Below are 20,998 nucleotides of genomic sequence, written 5' to 3'. Positions count from 1 at the left end.
TATGCGCGTTGGGCGGTCAGGACGGCGAGGTCTCGCCCGTGAGGGCGCTGCCGATGCCTAGGCGGTAGAGCCTCGTCGGACGGCCCTTGCGGTGCATCTGCTCGCTGCCTTCCTCGGTGACCAGGCCGGACTCGCTGAGTTTGCGGATCAGCCGGCGGCCGCTGGGGTCGGTGATTCCGAGGGAGGCGGCGAGATCGCTGGGTGAGATGAGCCGCCCTTCGAGGCTGCGTTCGAGCGCGGCCAGCCGGGACAGGGTCGCCGCGCTCAGACCGGCGCGGCGGGCGAGCCCCTCGACGTCCCCGCCGTGGTCGCGGTAGGTGAAGGCGAGAGGCGACGCCACGCCGCTCATCGGGCCGATGATGACCCCGCTGTCCTCGACCAGGTACGCCGAGGGCGCGCTCTCCTGCTCGGCTCGCGACGCCGCCCATTCGGCGAGCTGCACGCAAGTGCGGGCCGACGCGCCCACGCCGAACCCGGCGGCCAGGCGGATGCCGAGCGCCTCCTGGGCCTGGCCGAGGATCGGAAGGGAGACCCAGTTGTGGGTGACGTGCTCGAACAGCGCCTTGTGGGCGAAGACGACGACGCCGCGACGGTCGCGGTTCTCGATCCAGGCGTCGCTGAACTCGGGCGTGTTGACCAGCAGGTTCATCAGCCCGATCCGGGCCCGGTCCAGGTCGGCCTGCGCGTCCTGGGTGACCACGAGGAAGACGCCGGCGGCGAATCGTGACGCGCTGGCCTGCCGGGACTGGATGCGCAGCGCGAGCTCGTGCAGGTTCGCCCGGATCGTGGCCGGGCCGTAGAGCGCGTTCAGCACGGGAACCGAGCCGGCCAGCCGCGCGGTGACCGCCGTGCGCAGGCTGATGGCGTAGTCGGCGCCCGTCCGTTCCTGGAAGGCGCGGTGGAAGTCCACGACCTCCTCGACGCTCCGCTCCGGGTTGTACGGCAGGCAGGCCACCTGCCCGCGGTCGAGCTGGAGCGCCTGGGCGACCTCGTCGACCGTCTCCGGGTCGAACGTGTCGATGCTGACCGGGGTCGCCCGCCACCCGCGAGCCAGCGCGCGGAAGAACGCGATGGACAGGTCGAAGCCGGCGGATTTGGTGACCGTGACCGACAGGTCGGCCGGGAGCAGGTCGCGGGACTTGGCGAAGGGGACCTGCCCGAGCAGCAGCCCGCTCAGTTGCTCGCGGCCCAGAAGCTCCTGGACCCGCGGCCGGATCTCGTCCTCGTGCTCGTAGACGACCCACTCCAGGCGCACCCCGGAGAGGGTGCGGGCCGCCTCCTCGAAGACGGTGCGGTGACTCGCGTGGATGACGAGTCCGATCACGATCGCCATGACCCCCCTATACGACCTATGTCCGGAAGTAGTTCGCACTTGCCCAGGACACATCCTTTTTACGACCTGCACTGTTGACCGCAGGTTCCCCGAAGGAGCATCCTGATCCCACCATACTACGAACTACTTACGAACATGGTCCGTTAAGGAGCCAAGATGACAGGAATGACACGGCGCGCTCTGATCGCCGCGGCGGCGGCCGGCGCGCTGCTCGCCACCGGAGCGTGCAACGTCGACTCCGGAGGCGCCGGCACGACCGCCGCCCCCGCTGCCGGGACGACCAGCGCCGCCCCCAAGGCGCTCAAGGTCGGCTGGTCCACGATCTACCTGGCGCCGTCGTGGATGCAGCAGACCCTGAAGATGCTCGAAGAGGACGTGGCGCGGCTGAAGGGCGAAGGCAAGATCGCCAGCTACGAGACCTTCAACGCCAACGGCGACTCCTCCCAGCAGATCGCCCAGATCCAGGCGATGATCACGCAGAAGTACGACGTCATCCTCGTCGACGCCGGCTCCTCCACGGCGCTCAACCCGGTGATGGAGCAGGCCGTGGCGGCGGGCATCGTCGTGGCGAACTTCGACAGCCTGGTGACCAGCGAGAAGGTCATCAGGGTCGGCACCGACCAGGTCGAGTGGGGCAGGATGACCGCCCAGTGGCTGGCCGACAAGCTCGGGGGCAAGGGCGAGATCATCGCGATGAACGGCCCGGCCGGCGTGTCGGTCAGCGAGGAGCGCTGGAAGGGGGCCGATGAGGTGTTCAAGAAGTACCCGGACATCAAGATCGCGGCGAACGTGCACAGCGAGTACAACCTGGCACCTGCGGCTCAGGCGTTCGCCTCGGCCTACTCCGCGAACCCGGACATCACCGGGGTCTTCTCCCAGGGCGGCGCGCTGTCCGCGGCGGCCCTGCAGACCCTGGTGAAGCAGGACAAGAAGCTCGTCCCGATCACCGGCGAGAACTACAACGGCTTCCTCAAGATGTGGGCGGACAAGCGCTCGGAGGGGTTCTCATCGGTGGCCACGGCGCAGCCCAACTATCTCTCGGTGATCGCGCTCCAGGCCGCGGTGGCCAAGGTCGGCGGCGCGGCCGTCCCGATGAACATCACGGTCCCGCTCCCGGAGATCACCGACGACAACCTCGACCAGTTCGTCAAGGCCGACCAGCCCGACGACTCGTACCCGATCCAGCCTCTCCCGCAGAGCGAGATCGACAAGCTCGTCGGCAAGTAGCGGAGGAATCGCGCATGACCCTGCTGAACGTCGAGCGGGTGTCGAAGTCCTTCGCCGGGGTCACCGTCCTGCGCGAGGTCAGTTTCGACATCCGCTCCGGAGAGGTGCTCGCCCTGGTGGGAGAGAACGGCGCCGGCAAGAGCACCGTCCTCTCACTGATCAACGGCCTGCTCGCGCCGGATTCCGGGGCGATCAGGTACGACGGTGAGCCGGTCCGCGCGTGGTCTCCGCACCGCGCCCGGGCCGCCGGGATCGCCTCGGTGCACCAGGAGCTCAGCCTCAACCCCTACCAGAGCGTGGCGGAGAACGTGTTCCTCGGCGCCTGGCCCGGCCGCCGGGGCCTGGTGCGCCACCGCGATCTGGTGGCTCGCGCCCGCCCGCTGCTGGAACGGGTCGGCCTCGACGTCGACCCGCGCACGCCCGCCGGCCGGTTGCCGCTCGGCGCGCAGCAACTGGTGGAGCTGGCCAAGGCGCTGACCGCGGATCCGCGCCTGCTGATCCTCGACGAGGCGACGTCCGCGCTCGACGACGACCAGGTCCGCGCCGTCTTCCGGGTGGTCGGCGACCTGCGGGAGCGGGGCCGTTCCGTGGTGATCGTCAGCCACCGGATGGGCGAGCTGCTCGCGATCAGCGACCGGCTCACCGTCCTCAAGGACGGCGAGGTGATGGCGACCAGGATGCGCGAGGAGACCGGCCACGACGACCTCGTGCGGCTGATGGTGGGCCGGGAGCTGTCAGCCATGTTCCCGCCGAAGCCGGACATCTCGCCGGCGGACCCCGTCCTGCGCGTCGCCGGGCTGTCCATCCCCGGCGCCTGCGCCGGGGTCGACCTGGAACTGGCGCCCGGCCGGATCGTGGGGCTGGGCGGACTGCAGGGCCAGGGGCAGCGGGAGGTGCTGCGGGCCCTGTTCGGCCTGCGTCACCATAGCGGGCGGATCGAGCTGAACGGACAACCCTGCCGGCTCGCGTCGCCTCGGGAGGCGATCCGCCGGGGCATCGGGTACGTGCCGGAGGACCGCAAGACCGAGGGACTCCACGTGGTACGAAGCGTCCGCGCCAACCTCGCGCTGACCAGCCTGCGCACGCTCGCCCCTGCCCGTACCCTGACCACCGTTTCGCGACGGCGCGAGAACGAGCTGGTCGGCGAGCTGATCGAGCGGATGCGCATCAAGGCGGCCTCTCCGGCTCAGGAGGCGCGCCGGCTCTCCGGCGGCAACCAGCAGAAGGTGGCCCTGGCCAAGTGGCTGCCGAACCGGCCACGCGTGCTGCTGCTCGCCGAGCCGACCCGCGGCATCGACGTCGGCACCAAACGCGAGATCTACCACCTGCTGCGCGAGCTGGCCGCCGAGGGCATGGCGGTGCTCGTCACCTCGGGCGACACCATGGAGCTGGTCGGGCTGTGCGACGAGGTCCTCGTGATGTACGAGGGCACGGTCGTGGATCGGCTGGAGGCGGCGGAACTGACCGAGGAACGTCTGGTCCACGCCTCCGTGGCGGGCCGGGGCGCGACCGGGGAGGCGTCCCATGCGTGACCGGCTCCGGGCGCGCGCCGCGCGCGGCCAGCTCGACCTCGTCGGGCTGGGTGGCCTGCTCGTCGTGGTGCTCGTCGTCTACCAGCGGCTCGACCCCACGCTGCTCCAAGCGTCGACGATCACCATCCTGTCCGCGCAGTTCCTGCCGTTGATCCTGGCCGCGATCGGCCAGACCATCGTCATGCTCACCGGCGGCATCGACCTGTCGCTGGGGGCCGTGCTCTCGCTCGGCATGGCGGTGTTCGTGATGGCCCCCGCGGGGAACGTGGTGGCCTCCATGGCGATCGCCCTGTGCGTCACCGTGCTGGCCGGCGCCGCGAACGGAGCGCTGGTCGCCTACGCCGGGCTGCCGCCGATCATCGTCACGCTCGCCGCGTCGTTCCTGTGGGGCGGGGTCACGCTGATCGTGCTGCCCCAGCCGGGCGGGCACGTGCCGGAGGGTCTGGTGCGGGCCTACAACCTGGGCTGGTACGGCCTCGCGCTGCCCGCGATCGCCATCGGGGTGGCCCTGGCCGTCTGGAAACTGGTCAAGACGACCCGGTTCGGGCTGGCACTCTACGCGGTCGGCGGCAACGAGCACGGGGCGTTCGCCAGCGGCATCAACACCCGGCGAGTCAAGATCATCGCGTACGGCTTCGCCGGCTTCTTCACCGGGCTGGCCGGCATCGGCCTGGCGATCCAGACCGGTTCGGGAGACCCGACGATCGGCACGCCGTACACGTTGAACTCCATCGCGGTCGCGGTGCTCGGCGGGATCAGCTTCTTCGGCGGTGTCGGGCAGATGCGCGGCACGCTGCTCGGCGCGCTCCTGCTCGGCCTGCTGACCAACCTGCTGCTGTTCACCGGGATCTCGACGTTCTACCAGATGATCCTGCAGGGCGTCGTCCTCGTCGTCGCCGTCGCGGTGAAGACGCTGGCGACCAGAGAGAGGGTGGCGTGATGGCATCGGTTGTCCGGGGTGCGCTGCGCGACAACCGGGCCCTATGGGCGTTCGGCGTGCTGGCGGTGACCTGGTTGGCGGCGATCCTCTTCGCCGGCGGATTCGGCAGCGTCGCGAGCGTGCGCTACCTGGTCCAGACGGCGTCCTTCCTCGGCATCGTCGCCGTGGGGCAGACGCTCGTGGTGATGATGAGCGGGATCGACCTGTCGGTCTCGGCGGTCGTGGCCCTGTCGGCCGTCGTATGCGCGCAGGTCGCCGCCGGATCGGGCGGTACCGCCGCCATCGTGGTCGCGCTGGCGGTCAGCGCGCTGGTCGGGCTGGTCAACGCCGCGGGCCTGATCTGGCTGCGCCTGCCGCCGATGGTGATGACCCTGGCGACCGGGACCATGATCTCCGGCGCGCTGCTCATCTACACCAACGGCTCGCCCAAGTCGGCCGGTATCCCGCTGCTCGACGCACTCGCCAACGGCGGCGTGGCGGGGATCCCGCTGGCCACGATCCTGTGGCTGGCCATCGCGGCCGTCGCCGTGTGGCTGCTGCACCTGTCCCGCCTGGGGCGCTACGCCTTCGCGCTGGGCACCAGCGAGCCCGCCTCGCGGGCCTCCGGTGTGCCGGTTCCCGTCACCACGCTCGCCATGTACGCCGCCTGCGCGCTGCTGGCCGGAGTCGCCGGGCTGGTGCTGCTCGGCTTCACCGGCACCAGCTCGCTGACCATGGGGAACCCTTACCAGTTGCTGTCGATCGCGTCGGTCGTCCTCGGGGGCACGTCCATCCTCGGCGGTCGCGGGCACCTGCTCGGCACGGTCGCCGGCGCGTTGCTGCTGACCCTTCTGACCGCGCTGCTGGTGGCCTGGAACCTCGGCGAGGGGCTGCGCCAGGTCGCCCTGGGACTGCTGATCATCGGGCTCCTGCTCGTCTACGCCCGCGAACGGCGGACGACGTGAGCACTGTGAACGACGTCGAAACGCTGCTGCGCGAGCTGGTGCGCACCCCGAGCGTCAACCCGCGCGACGGATCAGGACCGGGCGAGGCGGCGCTGGCCGGAGTCGTCCGGCGGTGGCTCACCGACCACGGGATCGCGGCGGAGTCGCACGAGGTGCTGCCCGGCCGGCCGAACGTCGTGGCCGTGGTGCCCGGCCGTGACCCCCGCGCCATCCTGCTGGAGTCGCATCTGGACACCGTGGAGGTCGACGGCATGACCGTGGACCCGTACGCGGGCGAGGTCCGCGACGGTCGGCTCTACGGCCGGGGCGCCTGCGACGCGAAGGGCCCGCTGGCCGCCTTCATGCTCGCCACCGCGGAGCTGGCCGCCGGCCCGGTCCCGCCGTACACCGTGCTGCTGGCCTGCGTCGTCGACGAGGAGTACCGCTACCGGGGAGTGCTGGGCCTGCTCGACGCGTTGCCCGTGCCGGAGGTCATCGGGGCGGTGGTCGGCGAGCCGACCGGCCTGGCGGTGGCCACCGCGCACAAAGGCGTGGTCCGCTACACCGTGCGCACCCTGGGCGAGGCGGGCCACACCTCCCGCCCGGCTGAGGCGGTCAACGCCGTCTCGCTGATGGCCCGCGTGCTCGGCCACCTCGACGCGACCCCGCCGGACCTCCCCGCCCACCCGCTGCTCGGCCCGGCCACCAGATGCGTCACGCGCATCCACGGCGGCACCGGCCCGAACATCGTCCCCGGGCGCTGCGAGATCGACGTCGACCGGCGCACGCTGCCCGAGGAGGACCCGATGGCCGTGTGGCGCAGCGACGGGGAAGAGCTCAAGACGCTGCTGCCCGGCCGGATCGAGCTCGACCCTCCGTTCAACGTGGACTACGCGCTGGACACCCCGGCGGACAGCCCGATCGCCGCCGCGCTGTGCCGCGCGCTCGCCGGCCGCGGGAGCGACGCGAGCGTGCACGGCATGCCGTTCGGCACGGACGCCAGCAAGCTCGCGCGGGCCGGCATCCCCGCGGTGGTCTTCGGGCCGGGATCGATCCTCGACGCGCACTCCGCGGAGGAATCGGTCGCCCTCGCCGATGTGCGGTTCGCGGCCGAGGTCATCGCCGACCTGGCCCGGCGGGCCGAGGTGAGCGCGTGCGACTGACCGATCACGTAGACCTGATCGGCAGCGGCGCCGCCGGATTCGATCTCACCGACCCCCTGGATTGCCACGTCTACCTCGTACGGGGTGCCCGGGCCTGCGCGCTGATCGACGCCGGGGCCGGGTACGGCGTCGAGGCGATCCTGCGCAACGCGGGCGCCGCCGTCCCGGCGTACCTGCTGCTGACCCACGGCCATGCCGACCATGCCGGCGGCGCCGCCGAGCTGGCCCGCCGGGTGCCGGGGCTGCGCGTGCTCGCCGGCCCGCCGGCGGACCGGTGGATCGCGGCCGGCGACGAATCGATGATCAGCCTCGACCGGGCCCGGGCGGGCGGCACGTATCCCCCCGACTACGTGTTCCCCGCCTGCCCGTCGGCCGCGCCGATCGACGACGGCGCGCGGATCGACCTGGGCGGGGTGACGCTGCGCGCGATCGCGACGCCCGGCCACGCCGACGGCCACACCTGCTATCTGCTGGAGGCCCGTGGCCACCGCGCGCTGTTCTCCGGCGACTGCGTCTTCACCGGCGGCCGGGTGTCGCTGCAGAACCTGCACGACTGCCGGATCCCCGAGTACGCCGCCAGCCTGGCCCGCCTGGCCGAACTCGAGGTGGACGCGCTCTTCCCCGGCCACCACGAGATCTCGCTGAACCGGGCCCGCCGGCACCTGACCACAGCACGCGACATCCTCGCCCGAGGTCTACTACCGGAGAGCACGACATGACCCTCATCGTCCCGGCGGAGCACATCGACTGGCGCACCAAGGGGATGTGGCAGCCCGGTCCGGCGATCTCCATGGACGAGTTCGCCGCCCGCCGGCCCAGCCTGTTCGGCGGCGCGTTCACCTGGCCGATCATGGTCGCCGGCCAGGCCGCCATCGCGCACAACATCGACACGCTGGCCCGCTTCTGCGCCCGGCACGGCCTGGAGTTCGCCCCGCACGGCAAGACCACCATGGCGCCCTCGCTCTTCGCCGCCCAACTGCGCGCGGGAGCCACGGCGATCAGCGTGGCCACGGCCAACCAGGCGCTCGCCTGCCGCGCCATGGGGGTGCCCAGCGTGCTGCTCGCCAACGAGCTGCTCGATCCGGGCCCGCTGCGCTGGGCGGCCGGACAGGTCGAGCAGGGCTTCGACTTCCTCTGCTTCGCCGACTCGGTGGCCGGCGTGCGGGCGATGGCCGACGCGGTCGGGTCCGTGCCGGGCGAGCGGCCCCTACGGGTGCTCGCCGAGCTGGGCCATCCCGGCGGGCGCACCGGCTGCCGCAGCGTCGCCGAGCTCACCGAGGTGGCCCGGGCGGTGGCGGAAGCCTCCAGGATCGAGCTCGCCGGCGTGGCCGCGTACGAGGGCGGGCTGCCCGACGTGGCGGCGGCCGGCCGGTATCTGGACGACGTGCGGGCGGCCGTCCACCGGCTGGCGGCACAGGGCCTGCTGGGCGAGGAGGTGATCGTCACCGCGGGCGGCAGCAAGTACTTCGACGCCGTCGCCGATCGGCTGGCCGGATCATGGCTGCCCGGCCATCGGCTGCGGACGATCCTCCGCAGCGGCGCCTACATCTCGCACGACGACGGGATCTATCGGGAGTGGACTCCGTTCTTCCGGCGGATCCCCGGGGAGGGCTCGCTCGACGCGGCGCTGGAGATGTGGGCACAGGTGATCTCGGCGCCGGAGGACGGTCTGGCCATCGTCGGCATGGGCAAGCGCGAGGTGTCCTACGACGAGGGCCTGCCGGTGCCGCGACGGGTCCGCGCTCTGGACGGCACGCTGCGCCCGGCCGCCGGCCTGTGCGTCAGGACGGTCAACGACCACCACGCGTACGTCGAGGTGAGCGCGGGCGCCGAGGTCGCGCCGGGCGAGCTGATCTGCTTCGGCATCTCCCATCCGTGCACCGCGTTCGACAAGTGGCAGGTGATTCCGGTGGTCGCGGAGGACTACACCGTCGTGGACCTGATCCGCACCTACTTCTGAGCTTGTCCGATCCGCTAGTTTGTTCGCATGGCAGACAGGAAACACGGCGTCCAGCCGCCGCCCACCGAGAAAACGATCATGTCCACTGACTGGGACAGCCTCGAGATCTCCGGCGAGAGCCACCAACGGGTCCTGTTCCAGGACGTGGACATGACGGAGCTGGTCAACCACGGCTCCTCGTTCGAGGAGTGCACGTTCAGGAATGTGCGGTTCAACGTGTCGGTGCACGAGGACGCCCGGTTCGTCAACTGCACGTTCACGCGCTGCTCGTTCTTCGACGCGACGTTCAAGGGATGCAAGCTGACGGGCAGCATGTTCGACGGCTGCACGTACGGACTGCTGAAGGTCGAGGGCGGCGACTGGTCTTACGTCGGCCTGCCCGGCGCGGACCTGCGCGGCAGCGCCTTCCACGGCACCCGGCTGCGCGAGGCCGACCTGACGGGAGTCCGGCTCGGGGGCGCCGAGCTGCGGCGGGCCGACCTGTCGGGAGCCTGGCTGCACCATGCCGACCTCACCAAGTGCGACCTGCGTGGCAGCGACCTGAGCACGCTGGACCCGCACACGGTCACGCTGACGAACGCGATCATCGATCCCTTCCAGGCGACGGTCGTGGCCACCGCCCTCGGACTGGACGTCCGCGAATGACTAGGCCGTCACCGCTCGCAGGGCGCCCGGGTGGCGGCCGGTGAGGCGGTCGAGGGCGGCCGCGGTGGTGGCGTCCGCCGGCAGGTAGACGATGACCCGCTGCTCGCCGCCGTCGATGTCGAGCACCTCGCGGGCCAGCCGCAGCTCGCCGGCCTCCGGGTGCGCCAGCCGTTCCACGGGCGCCATCCGGGGCGGCTCGGGCGGCCCCGCCAGCCGTTCGGTGAAGGCGTCGCCCGCCGCGAACGTCAGCTCGGACACGAGCTCGGCCGCGAACGCGTCACCGTGACCTGACTCCAGCCGCAGTGCGGCGGCGTGCTCGTCGGCCACCCGGTCCCACTCCGGGTAGGCGGTCCTGGACCGCGCGTCGGCGAACACGTACTTGATCACGTTGGGCCACTCGCCGTCCAGCAGCCCGACGGGGCCGAAGAGCCGCTCGTAGCCGCCGGTGCGGGCGAGCACGTCGCCCAGCCGGTTGAGCACCACGGCGGGCGCGGGCTCCAGCCGGTCGAGCACCGCGCGCACGGTCGGCCGCACCGTGCTGGCCGGCGCCTGATCCCCGGCGGGGCACAGCGCGATGGCGCCGCTGGTGATCTTGGCCACGTTTCGCAGGTGGATCCGCTCCTCCGGCGTCATGCGCAGCGTGTCGGCGAGCGTGGAGAGCACCTGGACGGACGGGTTGCGGTCGCGGCCCTGCTCCAGTCTGGTCAGGTATTCGACGCTCACCCCGGCCACCGTGGCCAGCTCCGACCTGCGCAGTCCAGGCGTGCGCCGCCGCGTCCCGTCGGGCAGCCCGACGTCGGCGGGCTTGACGGCCTCTCGGCGGGCGCGCAGGAACGCCCCCAGCTCGTTGCCACTCACGACCCCGAGTCTACGGCGGCCGCCGCGGCCCTAGCGTGGCCCCGCCAGGGCCAGTCTCCACCCGGTCTCCCTCTGCTCCGCGAACCGCGTCAGGCTGGACACCATGGCCACGCCTTACCAGAGCTGAATCTTTTCTAAGGAGATCGACGTGATGCGTTACCGACTGCTCGGCCGTACCGGGCTGCGGGTGTCGGAGCTGTTCCTCGGCGCGATGACGTACGGGTCGCCGTCGGCGGAGGTGCGGCGCATGCTCGACCTGTACGCCGACGCCGGCGGCAACGTCGTCGACACGGCGTCGATGTACGGCGAGAGCGAGAGCGTGGTCGGCGAGCTGCTCCAGGGCCGCCGGGATCGTTTCGTGCTGGCCACCAAGTACACCGGCAGCCGCGACCGCACCGACCTCAACGCGGCGGGCAACCACCGCAAGAACCTGGTGGCGTCGCTGGAGCAGAGCCTGCGGCGGCTGCGTACCGACTACATCGACCTCTTCTGGGTGCACGTCTGGGACCGGCACACCCCGATCGAGGAGACGATGCGGGCGCTGGACGACGTGGTGCGCTCCGGGAAGGTGCTTTATGTCGGCATATCGGATGCGCCGGCGTGGCTGGTCAGCCGGGCCAACACGCTCGCCGAGTGGCGCGGGTGGACGCCGTTCGCGGGGCTGCAGGTGCCCTACAGCCTGCTGCGGCGGGACGTGGAGCGGGAGCTGCTGCCGATGGCGGAGGCGTACGGGATGAGCGTGGCGTCGTGGGGAACGCTCGAGCGCGGCATCCTGTCCGGCCGGTACAACCAGCCCGGGGCGGCGGCCTCGAGGGTGACGCCCGAATCCCTCACCGAGCGAGACCTGGCCGCGGGGCGGGCGGTGGTGGAGGTCGCCGGCGAGCTCGGCGTCACGGCGTCGCAGGTGGCGCTGGCGTGGGCGATGCGCCGGGGCGTGCATCCGATCGTGGGGGCGAGCACTCCCGAGCAGGTCAAGGACAATCTGGGGGCGTCCGGGGTGGCGCTGCCGGAGGAGGCGGTGCGGCGGCTGGAGTCGGCGGTGCCGTTCGAGCTGGGCTTTCCCCGGGACTTCGTCGAGGAGGTCGACCGCAGCCCGGCCATCTACGGCGACGCCGTCCACCTCCTCGACGGCCGCTGACCCCCACTCGCCCCGCCCTCCGCGCCCGTCCGGCCGAACGCCCCAAGGCGCCGCAGATCGGCGGTGCCGAAGCGCGGTGGGCGGTCAGCAGACGGACATGGCCGTCTGCCACAGTCCGGGCAGGGCGGCCAGGACGCGGTCGCCTCGGCAGCGGCGGTCCGCGACGGTCGCCACGCCCAGGTCGCCGAGCAGGTCCAGGAAGCCGTCCTCGTACCCCGCCGCCCCGGCCGCCGCCCGCTTGGCCAGGCATCGGGCGTACGTCGCCACCAGCCAGAAGACCGCCTCCCGGTGCAGCCCGCGCCGGATGAGCTCCCGGCTGCCGTCGATGGCCACTGGCCGGGCCACCGCGGTGATGTCGGAGGTGAACCGGTAGGACGGCGCATGCACGGCCGCCGCCGCGTCGAACGCCGTCTCCAGGGCCACGAGGTGCCGCTCCACCCGCTCCGGGCTCAGCTCCGCGCACCCCAGCAGGTCGAGCAGCACCTCGTGATAGTCCAGCCGCCCGTGCCCGGCCAGCAGGTCGCGTACCGCGACGTACCGCTTGCGGACGGTGGGATTGCGCAGCCCGGCCACCAGCAGCACGTGCGTGGTCACCCCGGTGCCGAACAGCCACGAGGTGACCTGGTCGTGGAGCGGCGCGGACGGGTCCACGCCGTTGATCCACCTGCGCACCCGGTCCATGGCGTCGGTGCACCGGGCCAGGGTCCACGGCCGCTCGGCGAAGTCGCGGGCCACGATGCGCTGGAGTTCGGTGAGCCGCCCCGTGGGATCGGCCAGCACGCAGGGAAGGTGGAAGCTGCCGGCCAGGTGGTAGTCGCTCAGCACGTCGTGCGGGGACCCGAGCCCGGAAATGGCGGAGACCTCGAGCAGCACCCCTCCATACAGGAACTTCCCGGTCCTGGTGGGCGGGTCGGCGATCACGATCACGTCCACGTCGGAGCTGGGGTGCAGCTCCTCGTCCCCGTCCGCCCACAGCGCGGACCCGGTCAGGAACGCACCCCAGAACTTCGGCAGCGCGACGCCCTCCTCCAGCACCCACTGCCGCGCGAGCCGCCTCGCCTGCTCAATCAGCATCCGTTTCCTCCCGGTCCGGCCCCCCGGCGCACAGTCCTGATCAGGACGAACGCGCCCAGCGCGACGAGCGCGGAGACCTCCGCGTTCTTGGCGGGCGAGCTCCGCTTGAGCGCGTCGTGGGCGTACGCGGGCGAGGCGGGCAGAACGCAGAAGGCGGCGCAGGCGAGCACCAGCGCAGCCCCTCGAAGGCGGCGCGACGGGAAAAACGTCATGATCGATCTCCAGAACGATCTTCCGGACCGCGCCCGTGACGCCGCCCGGGTACCGGCAAGGACGCGCGCCCGGGAAAACGGCGCGCCGGGACATGCTTCAGCGGAAGCACCCGGGAGGCCCTCGCCTGCTGACCGCGCGGAAGACGGTCCTTCCCGTGTACGCAGGGACGTCTGGAGGAGTCACCGGGCGCCACGACGGGATCGCGAGGCCGGCCGGGGCCGCGCTCGCGCCCGTCGATCAGGTACGCCGACGCCAGCACCGCCAGCACGCCGGCCGCGTAGACCTCGAACGGCACGAGCCCGCCGGCGGACACCGCACGCAAACCATCGCGAACACGACGGCTCGCGACAGACGCAGCGTGGATGACGCGGAGGACACAACCGACATCCTCGCACGGGACACGTTCGTCACCCGTGGTTCGCGACCCCGTCACGGGGGCAGCGGACCACGATGGACACCGCCTCGAGCGATGGACCGACCCTGGAACGGCTGGTGCGCCAGGAGTTGACGGACGCGGGTTTCACCGTCGAATCCTCGCTGATTTCGGTCGACGGCGGGCTCGGCGTCTGGCACGACCCCACGCGCGGTGTGATCGTCACGTGGGGCACGTCGGCCGAACGGCTGGTGAAGTACGCAACCGTCCGTACGGCGGTTCAGCTCGCGCTGCGCGCGGTCCTGGCCCGCGCCGGCCATGAGGTCCAGGAGGACTTCAACGGCCTGGAGCTGATCATCACGTCTTGACCTCGCGCAGCGGCCGGCCGGCCTCGTGCAGGTGGCGCATGGCCTGCGCCCACGACTCGAACAGACCGCATTCGGTGTAGTCCACGCCGAGCGACTCGCAGTACTCGCGGACGATCGGCTGGGCCTTGCGCAGGTTCGCGGTGGGCATGCTGGGGAACAGGTGGTGCTCGATCTGGTAGTTCAGCCCGCCGAGCGCGGTGTTGACCACCCGCCCGCCGCGCACGTTCCGGGAGGTGAGGACCTGCTTGCGGAGGTAGTCCAGCTCGTCCTCCGCGGTGAGGACCGGCATGCCCTTGTGGTTGGGCGCGAACGTGCACCCCAGGTAGACGCCGTAGCAGCCCAGGTGCACGGCGAGGAACACCAGCGCCTTGCCGGGCGAGAGCACGAGGAACACCGCGCCCACGTACGTCAAGAGGTGCGTGGTCAGCAGCAGCCCCTCGGCCTTGCGGCCCTTGAGCGACTCGCGGCGCAGCGCGCGGAAGCTGGCGACCTTCAGGTTCAGCGCTTCCAGGGTGATCAGGGGAAAGAACAGGAAGGCCTGCCAGCGGCCGATGAACCGGGCCACCCCGCGGGCGGACCTGGCCTGGTTCTCCGACCAGACCAGCGCGTCGGGCGAGACGTCGGGGTCGTGGTCCTCGTGGTTGGGGTTGGCGTGGTGGCGTGTGTGCTTGTCCATCCACCAGCCGTAGCTCAGTCCGATGGCCAGGTTGCCCGCCACCAGCCCGGCGATCCTGGCCGTGCGCCGCGACCGGAAGATCTGGCCGTGCGCCAGATCGTGGGCCAGCAGTGTCACCTGGGCGAACGCGACGGCGAGCAGCACCGCGACCGGCATCTGCCACCAGGAGTCCCCGACTGCGGCGAACAGCGCCCAACTCCCGGCGAACAACCCCGTGACGAGGCCGATCCTGGCCGTGTAGTAGCCTGGCCGCTTCTGCAGCAGCCCCGCCTGGGTGATGCGGCGCGACAGCTTCGAGAAGTCGCTCCCCCGCTCCCCCGTTACCCTGGCGCTGGGAGTCTCCACCACAGTCACATCTGTCTCCGATGCTGTGAGTCGTATGCGAATACCCATCAGCATCGCTGCGGCGGAGTCTATGCGAACCCCGGCGGTCACCCATCCCTGTGGTAGTGCAGGCCCTACCACCGAAGGGCGCCCCCGCCGCCTGGGCATGGGCCGGCCCACCGCACTCAGCGTGGCACTGGACGACCTCACCGGTTGGGGAATGGCGGGCGGCGGGGGCGCCGGCTCAGCTGAGCCGCAGAGCGGGGAGCTCCGCTGGCGGCGCGGCGGCCTCGCCGTAGACGTGCAGGTCGGGGCGGAAGGCGGCCAGATACGCGGCCCGGTCGCGGAAGGTGGCGGCCAGGGCGTCGCCGTAGTCGATCAGCTCCCGGTGCGCGTGCCTGCGCGGCTCGTACCGGGCGTGCAGGAGCCGGTCGAGGAGCTCGCCGTCGCCTCCGGCCGCGCAGATGACATCGGCCAGGATCTCCGCGTCGTGCAGCGTGTAGCTCATGCCCATGCCGGTCATCGGGTGGCAGGCGAACGCGGCCGAGCCGAGCAGCGCGGCGTTGCCCTTGTGGTAGGCCGACACCCGCAGTGACGAGACCTTGATCCGCTGCCAGGTGGCCGGCTGGAGGGCGTTGAAGGCGTCGGAGCTGTCGGTGACGAACTTCTTGAGCCGGTCGAGCAGGGCGGGGATGCCGTCCTCGAAGACCTCCTTGTCGTCCTCTGGGGGCAGGCCGACGAAGACTCTGGCCTGGTCCCTGTTGAGCGGGTACAGGTAGGCGAGCCAGCCCTCCGAGCTGAAGTACAGCCGGTTGAGCTCGGCGACGCTGACGCTCAGCGGCACGGTGGCCACCCGCATCAGCAGCCGCTCGTACGGCATCGTGACCTGGTCGATGTCGAGCGCCCGGCGCACGACGGACTTGGTGCCGTCGGCGCCGATGACGACGCCGGCCCGCAGCCGGCGCCCGTCGGAGAGCGTCAGCTCCTCGACCCGGCCGGCGTCGGCCGCGATGTCGTCGATGTCGGCGTCGAACCAGAACTCCACGCCCTCCATCGCGCAGCTCGCGTAGATGAGCTCGACCAGCTCCCGATAGGGGCGGATGAGGAAGCCGCCGTCGGGGAAGCGGCATTCCTGGATGGGGTCGCCGTCGTGGTAGTAGCGGATGATGTCGCGCCTGAGGCCATGGCGTTCGACGAGGTCCGCCAGCCCGTGCCGGGCGAGCACCCGCAGCCCTGGGGGCTTGAGGAAGTCCGCGCCCGCGCTCGGGATGGAGGGTCCCTGCTCGATGACGACGACGTGCCGGCCGCGGCGGCCCAGGAGTAACGCCAGGAAGCAGCCGCCGAGCCCGGCGCCGACGATGGCTACGTCGCACGATGTGGTTGCCATGACGAGAGCCCTTTCGCTGGTTGAACTAGTGCGTGGGCCCGCGGGTGCCGGCGAGCGGGCCGGTGTCGGCCGTTCGCTGCCGCGGGACAGGGTCCATGGGAGGTGTGCGGGTCTCGACAGGCAGCAATGCGTCGGCCTCCGCCGCGACGGTGGCGAGGGTCATTCGCAACTCCAGCAGCATCCGGCGCGGCACCTTGATCATGACGTCGCCGGGGTCGGGCCGCAGCCGGGTGATTTTGGTGAGGGCCAGCGCGCCGATCAGGACCGAGATGGCCACGCAGATCGCGATCGCGCCGGCCAGGCCGGCGAAGGGGCCGGTCATGAACGGGTGGTCCATGACGACCGACACGACGGCGACGCCGACGGCCCCGCCGACCATGCGTGCCATGGTGGCCACCGACGTGCCCGGCGCCAGCGCGCCGACGCCGATCCCGACCACGACGCTGGCGACCAGGCCCCACACGGTGGGCCCGGCCTGCATGAGCACCAGGACGCACGCGCCGCCGCAGAGCAGGGAGCCGGCGTAGATCAGTCCGTAGGCGCCGATCCGCTTGACGATGCGCCCGGCCAGGAAGCTCGTCACGACGACGGCCACCGACGTGGGCGTCAGCCACATGGCCACCTCCAGCATGGGGTAGCCGAGGTGGAGCAGGTACAGCGGCTGCACGGTCAGCAGGCCGTACGACAGCGCGCCGAAGCCCCACGTGGCCAGCCATCCCCAGACGAACTTGGGCCGGCGCCACAGCGCCAGGTCGATGGCCGGCAGGCGGTGGTGCCTGGCCTGGGCGAGTGCCCCGCCGATCAGGAGGAGCGCGGCCAGCGCCAGCCATACCACGTCCATGCCCCAGGCCATGGCCTTGGAGATCGCCAGCACGACGACCGCGATCCCGGCGGCGAGCAGCCACGCGCCGAGCACGTCGGGCAGGCCCCTGGCGCCGGCGCGCTTACCCGGCGGAAGCCCGACGCAGGCGATCAGGAGCGCGACGCCGATCACGACGTCGGGGACGAACAGGGCCCGCCAGCCGACGGTGGCGGCCAGCCAGCCGCCGCCCGCCTGCATGAGCAGGCAGCCGAGACCGGAGGCGGAGCTCCACAGTGCGATCGCGCCGCGCCGCTGCGACTCCGGCAGCTCCCCGAGGAGCAGCCCGAGGCTGGCCGGGATCATCGCGGCGGCGCCCGCGCCCTGGACGGCACGCGCCGCCAGCACGTACGACCAGGACTCCACGGTGACGGTGGCGATCCCGCCCAGCACGAACACCACCAGCCCGACGGCCAGCACCCGGCGCCGGCCGAACAGGTCGGCCCAGCGGCCGGCCGTGGCCAGCAGCGCCGCGATCGGGATGAACGCCGCGCTGGTCAGCCAGACCAGGTCGCCGAGGGGCATGCCGGTGCCCGCCGGCGTGTACCGCAACACCCCGACCGCCAGGGTGGTGGCCGTGGTGTCGGCCATCACCGTCAACATGACACCCGCGCCGACCAGCCGCAGCATCACCGCGTAGCGGCGGTCCACGCCGGCCGTGCTCGTCCCCCGTGCTGGTGACGAACGCACGTGGTCACCTCCAAGAGCTATGAGTTGTCTCCGGCGGCCGGCACACTCCGGTTGTGCGGCCGCGGAGCGGACACGTTGTGGTGAGGCCCAATGATCAGGCCCAATGGTCAGGCTCAGTAGTCAGGCCCAGTAGTCAGGCGCCGTAACGGCCGGGCGAGAGCAGGCCGTCCGGGTCGAGCGCCGTCTTGAGCCGGTGCAGCATGCCGAGGCTGGCGGTGCTGGTCTCGGACCAGGCGTCGGCCGCGGCGTGGTCGATGTCGGATCGGTAGATCGCGCAGCCGTTGCCGCGCAGTACGCAGTTGCCGTCGTTGCGGAGCTGGTGCGCGCGGTAGGAGGCGTCCGGCGCGCCGCGCTCGAAGAAGATCTGGATGACGCCGTTGGCCATGTGCCTGCTGACGAGGTTCCACTCGACCATGAGGGCGGTGGTGTGCGCGTCCACGGCCGTCTGCAGGGCGGCCAGGAGGTGCTCGGTCCGGCGCGCGCCGGTCGGCATCAGCGGCATCAGCGCCAGGAAGCCGATCTTGCCCTCGTCGATCTGGTCGCAGGAGGTCACGCGGAGCGCGTTGCGCACGCCCAGGCAGGTGGGGATGCCCTGGGCCATGAGCGCCCTGGCGTACAGCGGGTCGCCGGGCCGCACCTCGGTGGGGTCGATGACGCGCAGCGTCTCCGCTCCCACGACCTCGACCAGCGCCTTGCGCAGCAGCTCCTCGGCCAGCTCGACCGCGGCGTCGCTGCCGAGCAGCGGCCCCAGGACGGTGAACAGGTCCCGGTCGACGCCCGCGGGCAGCAGCCAGTCGCCGTGGCTCGGGGTGAGTGCCAGCTCGCGCACGCGCAGCATCCCGTCGGCAGGGTTGCCGCGGCGCAGGAATCCGGCGATCGCGTCGAGCGCGACGCCGACCTGGTCGCGCGGGATGCGTGCGTGCACGAGGCCGACGCTCTGCGGGCGAGGCATCAGCGCGACGGCCATGGCGGTGACGATGCCCAGGTTGTGCTGGACGAACGCGGCCGTCAGGTCGGGGCCGGCGACTCGGCCGTGGTAGCGCCCGGACGGGTCGAGCCCGCCGGTGGTGACCACGCTCCCGTCGGCCAGCACGGCCTCCAGCCCGGCGACGTCGTGGACGCGGGAGCGGAAGGTGCCGTCGCCGCGGTCGAGGGCGTTGCCGACGACGGAGGTGTCGGCGCAGGAGTTGGTGACGTTCAGCATCCACGGGGTGTCGCGCAGCACCTCGGCGAGCTGCGCCTGGGTCACCCCGGGCTCGATGACCGCGTATCCGGTGTCCAGGTCGAGGCCGCGGATGCGGTTCATGCCGCTGAGGTCGACGACGACGTTGTCATCGGTGACCGGCATGGCCGAGCCCATTCCCCAGTTCTTGCCGGTGCTGATCGGGTAGAGGCGGCGGCCGGCCCCCATGGACCGCCGTACGAGGGCGCGTACCTCGTCGAGGGTGCGCGGCGTCTCGATTCCCGCAATGGAGCGTGGCTGGTGACCCCCGACGTCACGCGGCATCAGCTCCACTCGCGATAGTCCCTGCATGGCTCTCCTCAAGGGGTGCGGTATCGCTCTTTCGTCTGCGCACACGGCTAGGCGGTGTGCTGGAGCAGGTCGTCGATGGAGCCGATGGCCTGGTTGGACATCTCCCTGATGCCGAGCAGGCGCTGCTCGACGTACACGTCCGTCTCGGGGACGGCGTCGGGGAGATCGAGCGTGCCGGAGCTCGCGCGGGGCGCGGACTGCACGGGAACCTCGTGGAGGCTGTAGGGGTGACGCCGGGGGCGGGCGGTGTCGTGGTCACGGGAATCGTGCCTGGCTCGGCCGGGCAGGTGCGGGGGGGTTCGCATGACGGGAGCTCTCCTACCGGATGTGAATGGGGTTTTCCGGGCGACCGCTCGCCGTTGAGCGGGGGTCGATGTCAGCGCGCGCCCTCCTCGTAACCGGGGTGTCCGGCCCGTGGAGTGACGGCCGCGGGGGTGGCCCGCGGCACGCCGTGGTTGATGACGCTCGCGGCGATGCGGCGCTCGGCCAGCCCCATGTGCGGGCGGCCGCCGCCGGTGGAGCTCGGCCGGGCGGCCGAGCCACGGATCATGGAGCTGGCGTGCACCCATCGGCGTGATTCGGCCAGCACGTCTCGCTGTGCGCGGCGCAGGTCGGAGTGCCGCGCGTACTGCTCGCAGACGGCCCCGGCGAGCACCCGTGCCATGACCAGGTGCTCCCCGCAGGCCGTCGCGACCTTGGACTCCAGCCCGATGACCTGGGCGAGGAGCAGTTGCAGGTGCGGCAGTTCCGAGCTGCGCTCGAACCCGTCGAGCTCGGCCAGCCGCTGGGGCCAGCGCAGCCGCCGCTCGATCGAGGCGCACGTGGCGGCCACGACCTGTGCGGCGGGCCGGTCGTCGGGGCTCTGGCCCTCGAGCTGCACGGCCCGCTGGGCGGTGTGCTCGAAGTCGGACAGCCGGCGCAGGCCGCTCTGCAGCAGGCGTACGCGGTTGTGCAGGCAGGCGGCGCTCCAGCCGAGCACCAGCAGGCGGTCCTTGTCGGCCTCGCAGTGCCAGCCGACCAGGGCCACCTCGCGGGCCATGCGGTGGTAGAGCACCCAGGACTCCTGCTCGGCGGGCGGCGCCGGGGTGTCGATCCACACCTGCAGGCCCCCCGGGGGCAGGTCGCCGACGCCGACGTCCACGCCGTCGGGCGCGACCCGGGCACAGATCCGCTGCACCACGCGCTGCTGCGCGGCCGTCTCCGGTGCCACGGGCACCGGGCCTTCCCAGACGGGCGGCACTCGCTCTGGGGCCACTTTCGCCCTTGGCTCGATGCTCATCTGAGGCCACCTCCTGACCCGTGGGCCGTATTCGCTCTGCGTAAATTCACACTTAATAGTGCCGCCCCGATCGTCGGCAGAAGGGGGTTTTCTGTCAACTGCCACTTTACGGACAGGTATTGATCCCTGGCCGCGCGGTCAGGCGGCGGCGTGAACGGGCGGCTTCCCGCAGGTGAATCCGGTGTTACGGAGCGTGGATGATCTCGAGCTCAGACGGCCCGGCAAGCGGGCGGGAAAGGCGGCGAGCAGCCTCGCGCCGGTGCTCATGGCCATGGTCGCGGCCGTTTCGCCCGCCCCAGGGCCGCCGGCGTCGCCCGGCTCGGCGCAGGCCGGAGGCGGTTACTGGCTGCTACCAGATCACTCCCACCAGTCCGCGCCTTACCTGATCGATAGTGATTCGTCACTAGACCGGATTCGTCGCCATCGGCAGCCTCCGCGCGGGTGCCGATGGCAACTCACGGTGTACGCCGGCCACCGGGACACGGGGCATGCCAGGCCGAGG

20 protein-coding genes are annotated in these 20,998 nt (G+C 71.7%); 10 read left to right on the top strand and 10 right to left on the bottom strand.

The annotated features are described in order from the left end of the window. Nucleotides 1-16: 16 nt before the first annotated feature. Nucleotides 17-1,333: a MarR family transcriptional regulator gene (locus tag EJK15_RS37050; protein ID WP_206061325.1), complete on the bottom strand. Its 1,317-nt coding sequence runs from the start codon at nucleotides 1,331-1,333 to the stop codon at nucleotides 17-19. Between the two features lie 156 nt (nucleotides 1,334-1,489). On the opposite strand from EJK15_RS37050, the gene EJK15_RS37045 reads away from it, so the two are divergent. The 8 genes from EJK15_RS37045 to EJK15_RS37010 are packed head-to-tail and all read left to right on the top strand — an operon-like array spanning nucleotide 1,490 to nucleotide 9,723. Continuing rightward, on the top strand, nucleotides 1,490-2,560 hold the full coding sequence (locus tag EJK15_RS37045; RefSeq protein WP_138715139.1) for an ABC transporter substrate-binding protein: 1,071 nt from the start codon (nucleotides 1,490-1,492) through the stop codon (nucleotides 2,558-2,560). A 14-nt stretch (nucleotides 2,561-2,574) separates the two neighbouring features. Further along, complete coding sequence (locus tag EJK15_RS37040; protein WP_138715138.1) at nucleotides 2,575-4,092, top strand: sugar ABC transporter ATP-binding protein; 1,518 nt, start codon at nucleotides 2,575-2,577, stop codon at nucleotides 4,090-4,092. Beyond that, entirely contained in the window at nucleotides 4,085-5,032 is a 948-nt protein-coding gene (locus EJK15_RS37035; protein WP_138715137.1) for an ABC transporter permease, read from the top strand. Before EJK15_RS37040 ends, EJK15_RS37035 begins: the two co-directional genes overlap by 8 nt. Then, a complete protein-coding gene (locus EJK15_RS37030) occupies nucleotides 5,032-5,976 on the top strand; it encodes an ABC transporter permease (RefSeq protein ID WP_138715136.1) in 945 nt (314 codons plus the stop codon). Before EJK15_RS37035 ends, EJK15_RS37030 begins: the two co-directional genes overlap by 1 nt. Then, the gene (locus tag EJK15_RS37025) at nucleotides 5,973-7,118 is read left to right on the top strand and encodes a M20 family metallopeptidase (protein ID WP_138715135.1); all 1,146 of its coding nucleotides are present in this window, start codon (nucleotides 5,973-5,975) and stop codon (nucleotides 7,116-7,118) included. The genes EJK15_RS37030 and EJK15_RS37025 overlap by 4 nt, the downstream gene beginning before the upstream one ends. Next, complete coding sequence (locus tag EJK15_RS37020) at nucleotides 7,109-7,837, top strand: MBL fold metallo-hydrolase (RefSeq protein WP_171074730.1); 729 nt, start codon at nucleotides 7,109-7,111, stop codon at nucleotides 7,835-7,837. Before EJK15_RS37025 ends, EJK15_RS37020 begins: the two co-directional genes overlap by 10 nt. Then, the gene (locus EJK15_RS37015; RefSeq protein ID WP_138715133.1) at nucleotides 7,834-9,078 is read left to right on the top strand and encodes an alanine racemase; all 1,245 of its coding nucleotides are present in this window, start codon (nucleotides 7,834-7,836) and stop codon (nucleotides 9,076-9,078) included. Before EJK15_RS37020 ends, EJK15_RS37015 begins: the two co-directional genes overlap by 4 nt. 27 nt (nucleotides 9,079-9,105) lie before the next feature. Further along, nucleotides 9,106-9,723, top strand: coding sequence for a pentapeptide repeat-containing protein (locus EJK15_RS37010; protein ID WP_138715132.1), 618 nt, complete (start codon nucleotides 9,106-9,108; stop codon nucleotides 9,721-9,723). Here the strand turns inward: EJK15_RS37010 and EJK15_RS37005 are convergent, their stop codons facing one another. Beyond that, on the bottom strand, nucleotides 9,724-10,581 hold the full coding sequence (locus EJK15_RS37005) for a helix-turn-helix domain-containing protein (protein ID WP_138715131.1): 858 nt from the start codon (nucleotides 10,579-10,581) through the stop codon (nucleotides 9,724-9,726). It lies immediately after the preceding gene. A gap of 151 nt (nucleotides 10,582-10,732) precedes the next feature. On the opposite strand from EJK15_RS37005, the gene EJK15_RS37000 reads away from it, so the two are divergent. Beyond that, entirely contained in the window at nucleotides 10,733-11,719 is a 987-nt protein-coding gene (locus tag EJK15_RS37000; protein WP_138715149.1) for an aldo/keto reductase, read from the top strand. Nucleotides 11,720-11,803: 84 nt separating this feature from the next. On the opposite strand, the gene EJK15_RS36995 is transcribed toward EJK15_RS37000, so the two are convergent. Both EJK15_RS36995 and EJK15_RS36990 read right to left on the bottom strand, forming a co-directional pair. Beyond that, nucleotides 11,804-12,793: a hypothetical protein gene (locus EJK15_RS36995; protein ID WP_138715130.1), complete on the bottom strand. Its 990-nt coding sequence runs from the start codon at nucleotides 12,791-12,793 to the stop codon at nucleotides 11,804-11,806. After that, a complete protein-coding gene (locus tag EJK15_RS36990) occupies nucleotides 12,787-13,005 on the bottom strand; it encodes a hypothetical protein (RefSeq protein ID WP_138715129.1) in 219 nt (72 codons plus the stop codon). The genes EJK15_RS36995 and EJK15_RS36990 overlap by 7 nt, the downstream gene beginning before the upstream one ends. A 451-nt stretch (nucleotides 13,006-13,456) precedes the next feature. On the opposite strand from EJK15_RS36990, the gene EJK15_RS36985 reads away from it, so the two are divergent. Next, nucleotides 13,457-13,747 carry a hypothetical protein gene (locus EJK15_RS36985; RefSeq protein WP_138715128.1) on the top strand — a complete coding sequence of 97 codons (291 nt, stop codon included), beginning with the start codon at nucleotides 13,457-13,459 and terminating at the stop codon, nucleotides 13,745-13,747. On the opposite strand, the gene EJK15_RS36980 is transcribed toward EJK15_RS36985, so the two are convergent. The 6 genes from EJK15_RS36980 to EJK15_RS36955 all read right to left on the bottom strand — a co-directional run bounded on the left by EJK15_RS36980 (nucleotide 13,737) and on the right by EJK15_RS36955 (nucleotide 20,496). Next, entirely contained in the window at nucleotides 13,737-14,777 is a 1,041-nt protein-coding gene (locus EJK15_RS36980; protein ID WP_240777453.1) for a fatty acid desaturase family protein, read from the bottom strand. The genes EJK15_RS36985 and EJK15_RS36980 overlap by 11 nt on opposite strands. Before the next feature lie 214 nt (nucleotides 14,778-14,991). After that, nucleotides 14,992-16,134: an FAD-dependent monooxygenase gene (locus tag EJK15_RS36975; protein ID WP_138715126.1), complete on the bottom strand. Its 1,143-nt coding sequence runs from the start codon at nucleotides 16,132-16,134 to the stop codon at nucleotides 14,992-14,994. A gap of 25 nt (nucleotides 16,135-16,159) precedes the next feature. Then, complete coding sequence (locus tag EJK15_RS36970) at nucleotides 16,160-17,683, bottom strand: MFS transporter (protein WP_138715125.1); 1,524 nt, start codon at nucleotides 17,681-17,683, stop codon at nucleotides 16,160-16,162. Between the two features lie 133 nt (nucleotides 17,684-17,816). Further along, nucleotides 17,817-19,217: an FAD-binding oxidoreductase gene (locus tag EJK15_RS36965; RefSeq protein WP_138715124.1), complete on the bottom strand. Its 1,401-nt coding sequence runs from the start codon at nucleotides 19,215-19,217 to the stop codon at nucleotides 17,817-17,819. Nucleotides 19,218-19,264: 47 nt separating this feature from the next. After that, complete coding sequence (locus tag EJK15_RS36960; RefSeq protein ID WP_138715123.1) at nucleotides 19,265-19,522, bottom strand: hypothetical protein; 258 nt, start codon at nucleotides 19,520-19,522, stop codon at nucleotides 19,265-19,267. A 71-nt stretch (nucleotides 19,523-19,593) separates the two neighbouring features. After that, nucleotides 19,594-20,496, bottom strand: coding sequence for a hypothetical protein (locus EJK15_RS36955; RefSeq protein ID WP_138715122.1), 903 nt, complete (start codon nucleotides 20,494-20,496; stop codon nucleotides 19,594-19,596). Nucleotides 20,497-20,998: the final 502 nt, after the last annotated feature.

The organism is Nonomuraea basaltis (assembly GCF_005893125.1).
In the GTDB taxonomy this organism is placed as follows: domain Bacteria; phylum Actinomycetota; class Actinomycetes; order Streptosporangiales; family Streptosporangiaceae; genus Nonomuraea; species Nonomuraea basaltis.
The sequence above is the reverse complement of the archived record's forward strand: the minus strand, read 5'-3'. Positions and strand labels throughout refer to the sequence as shown.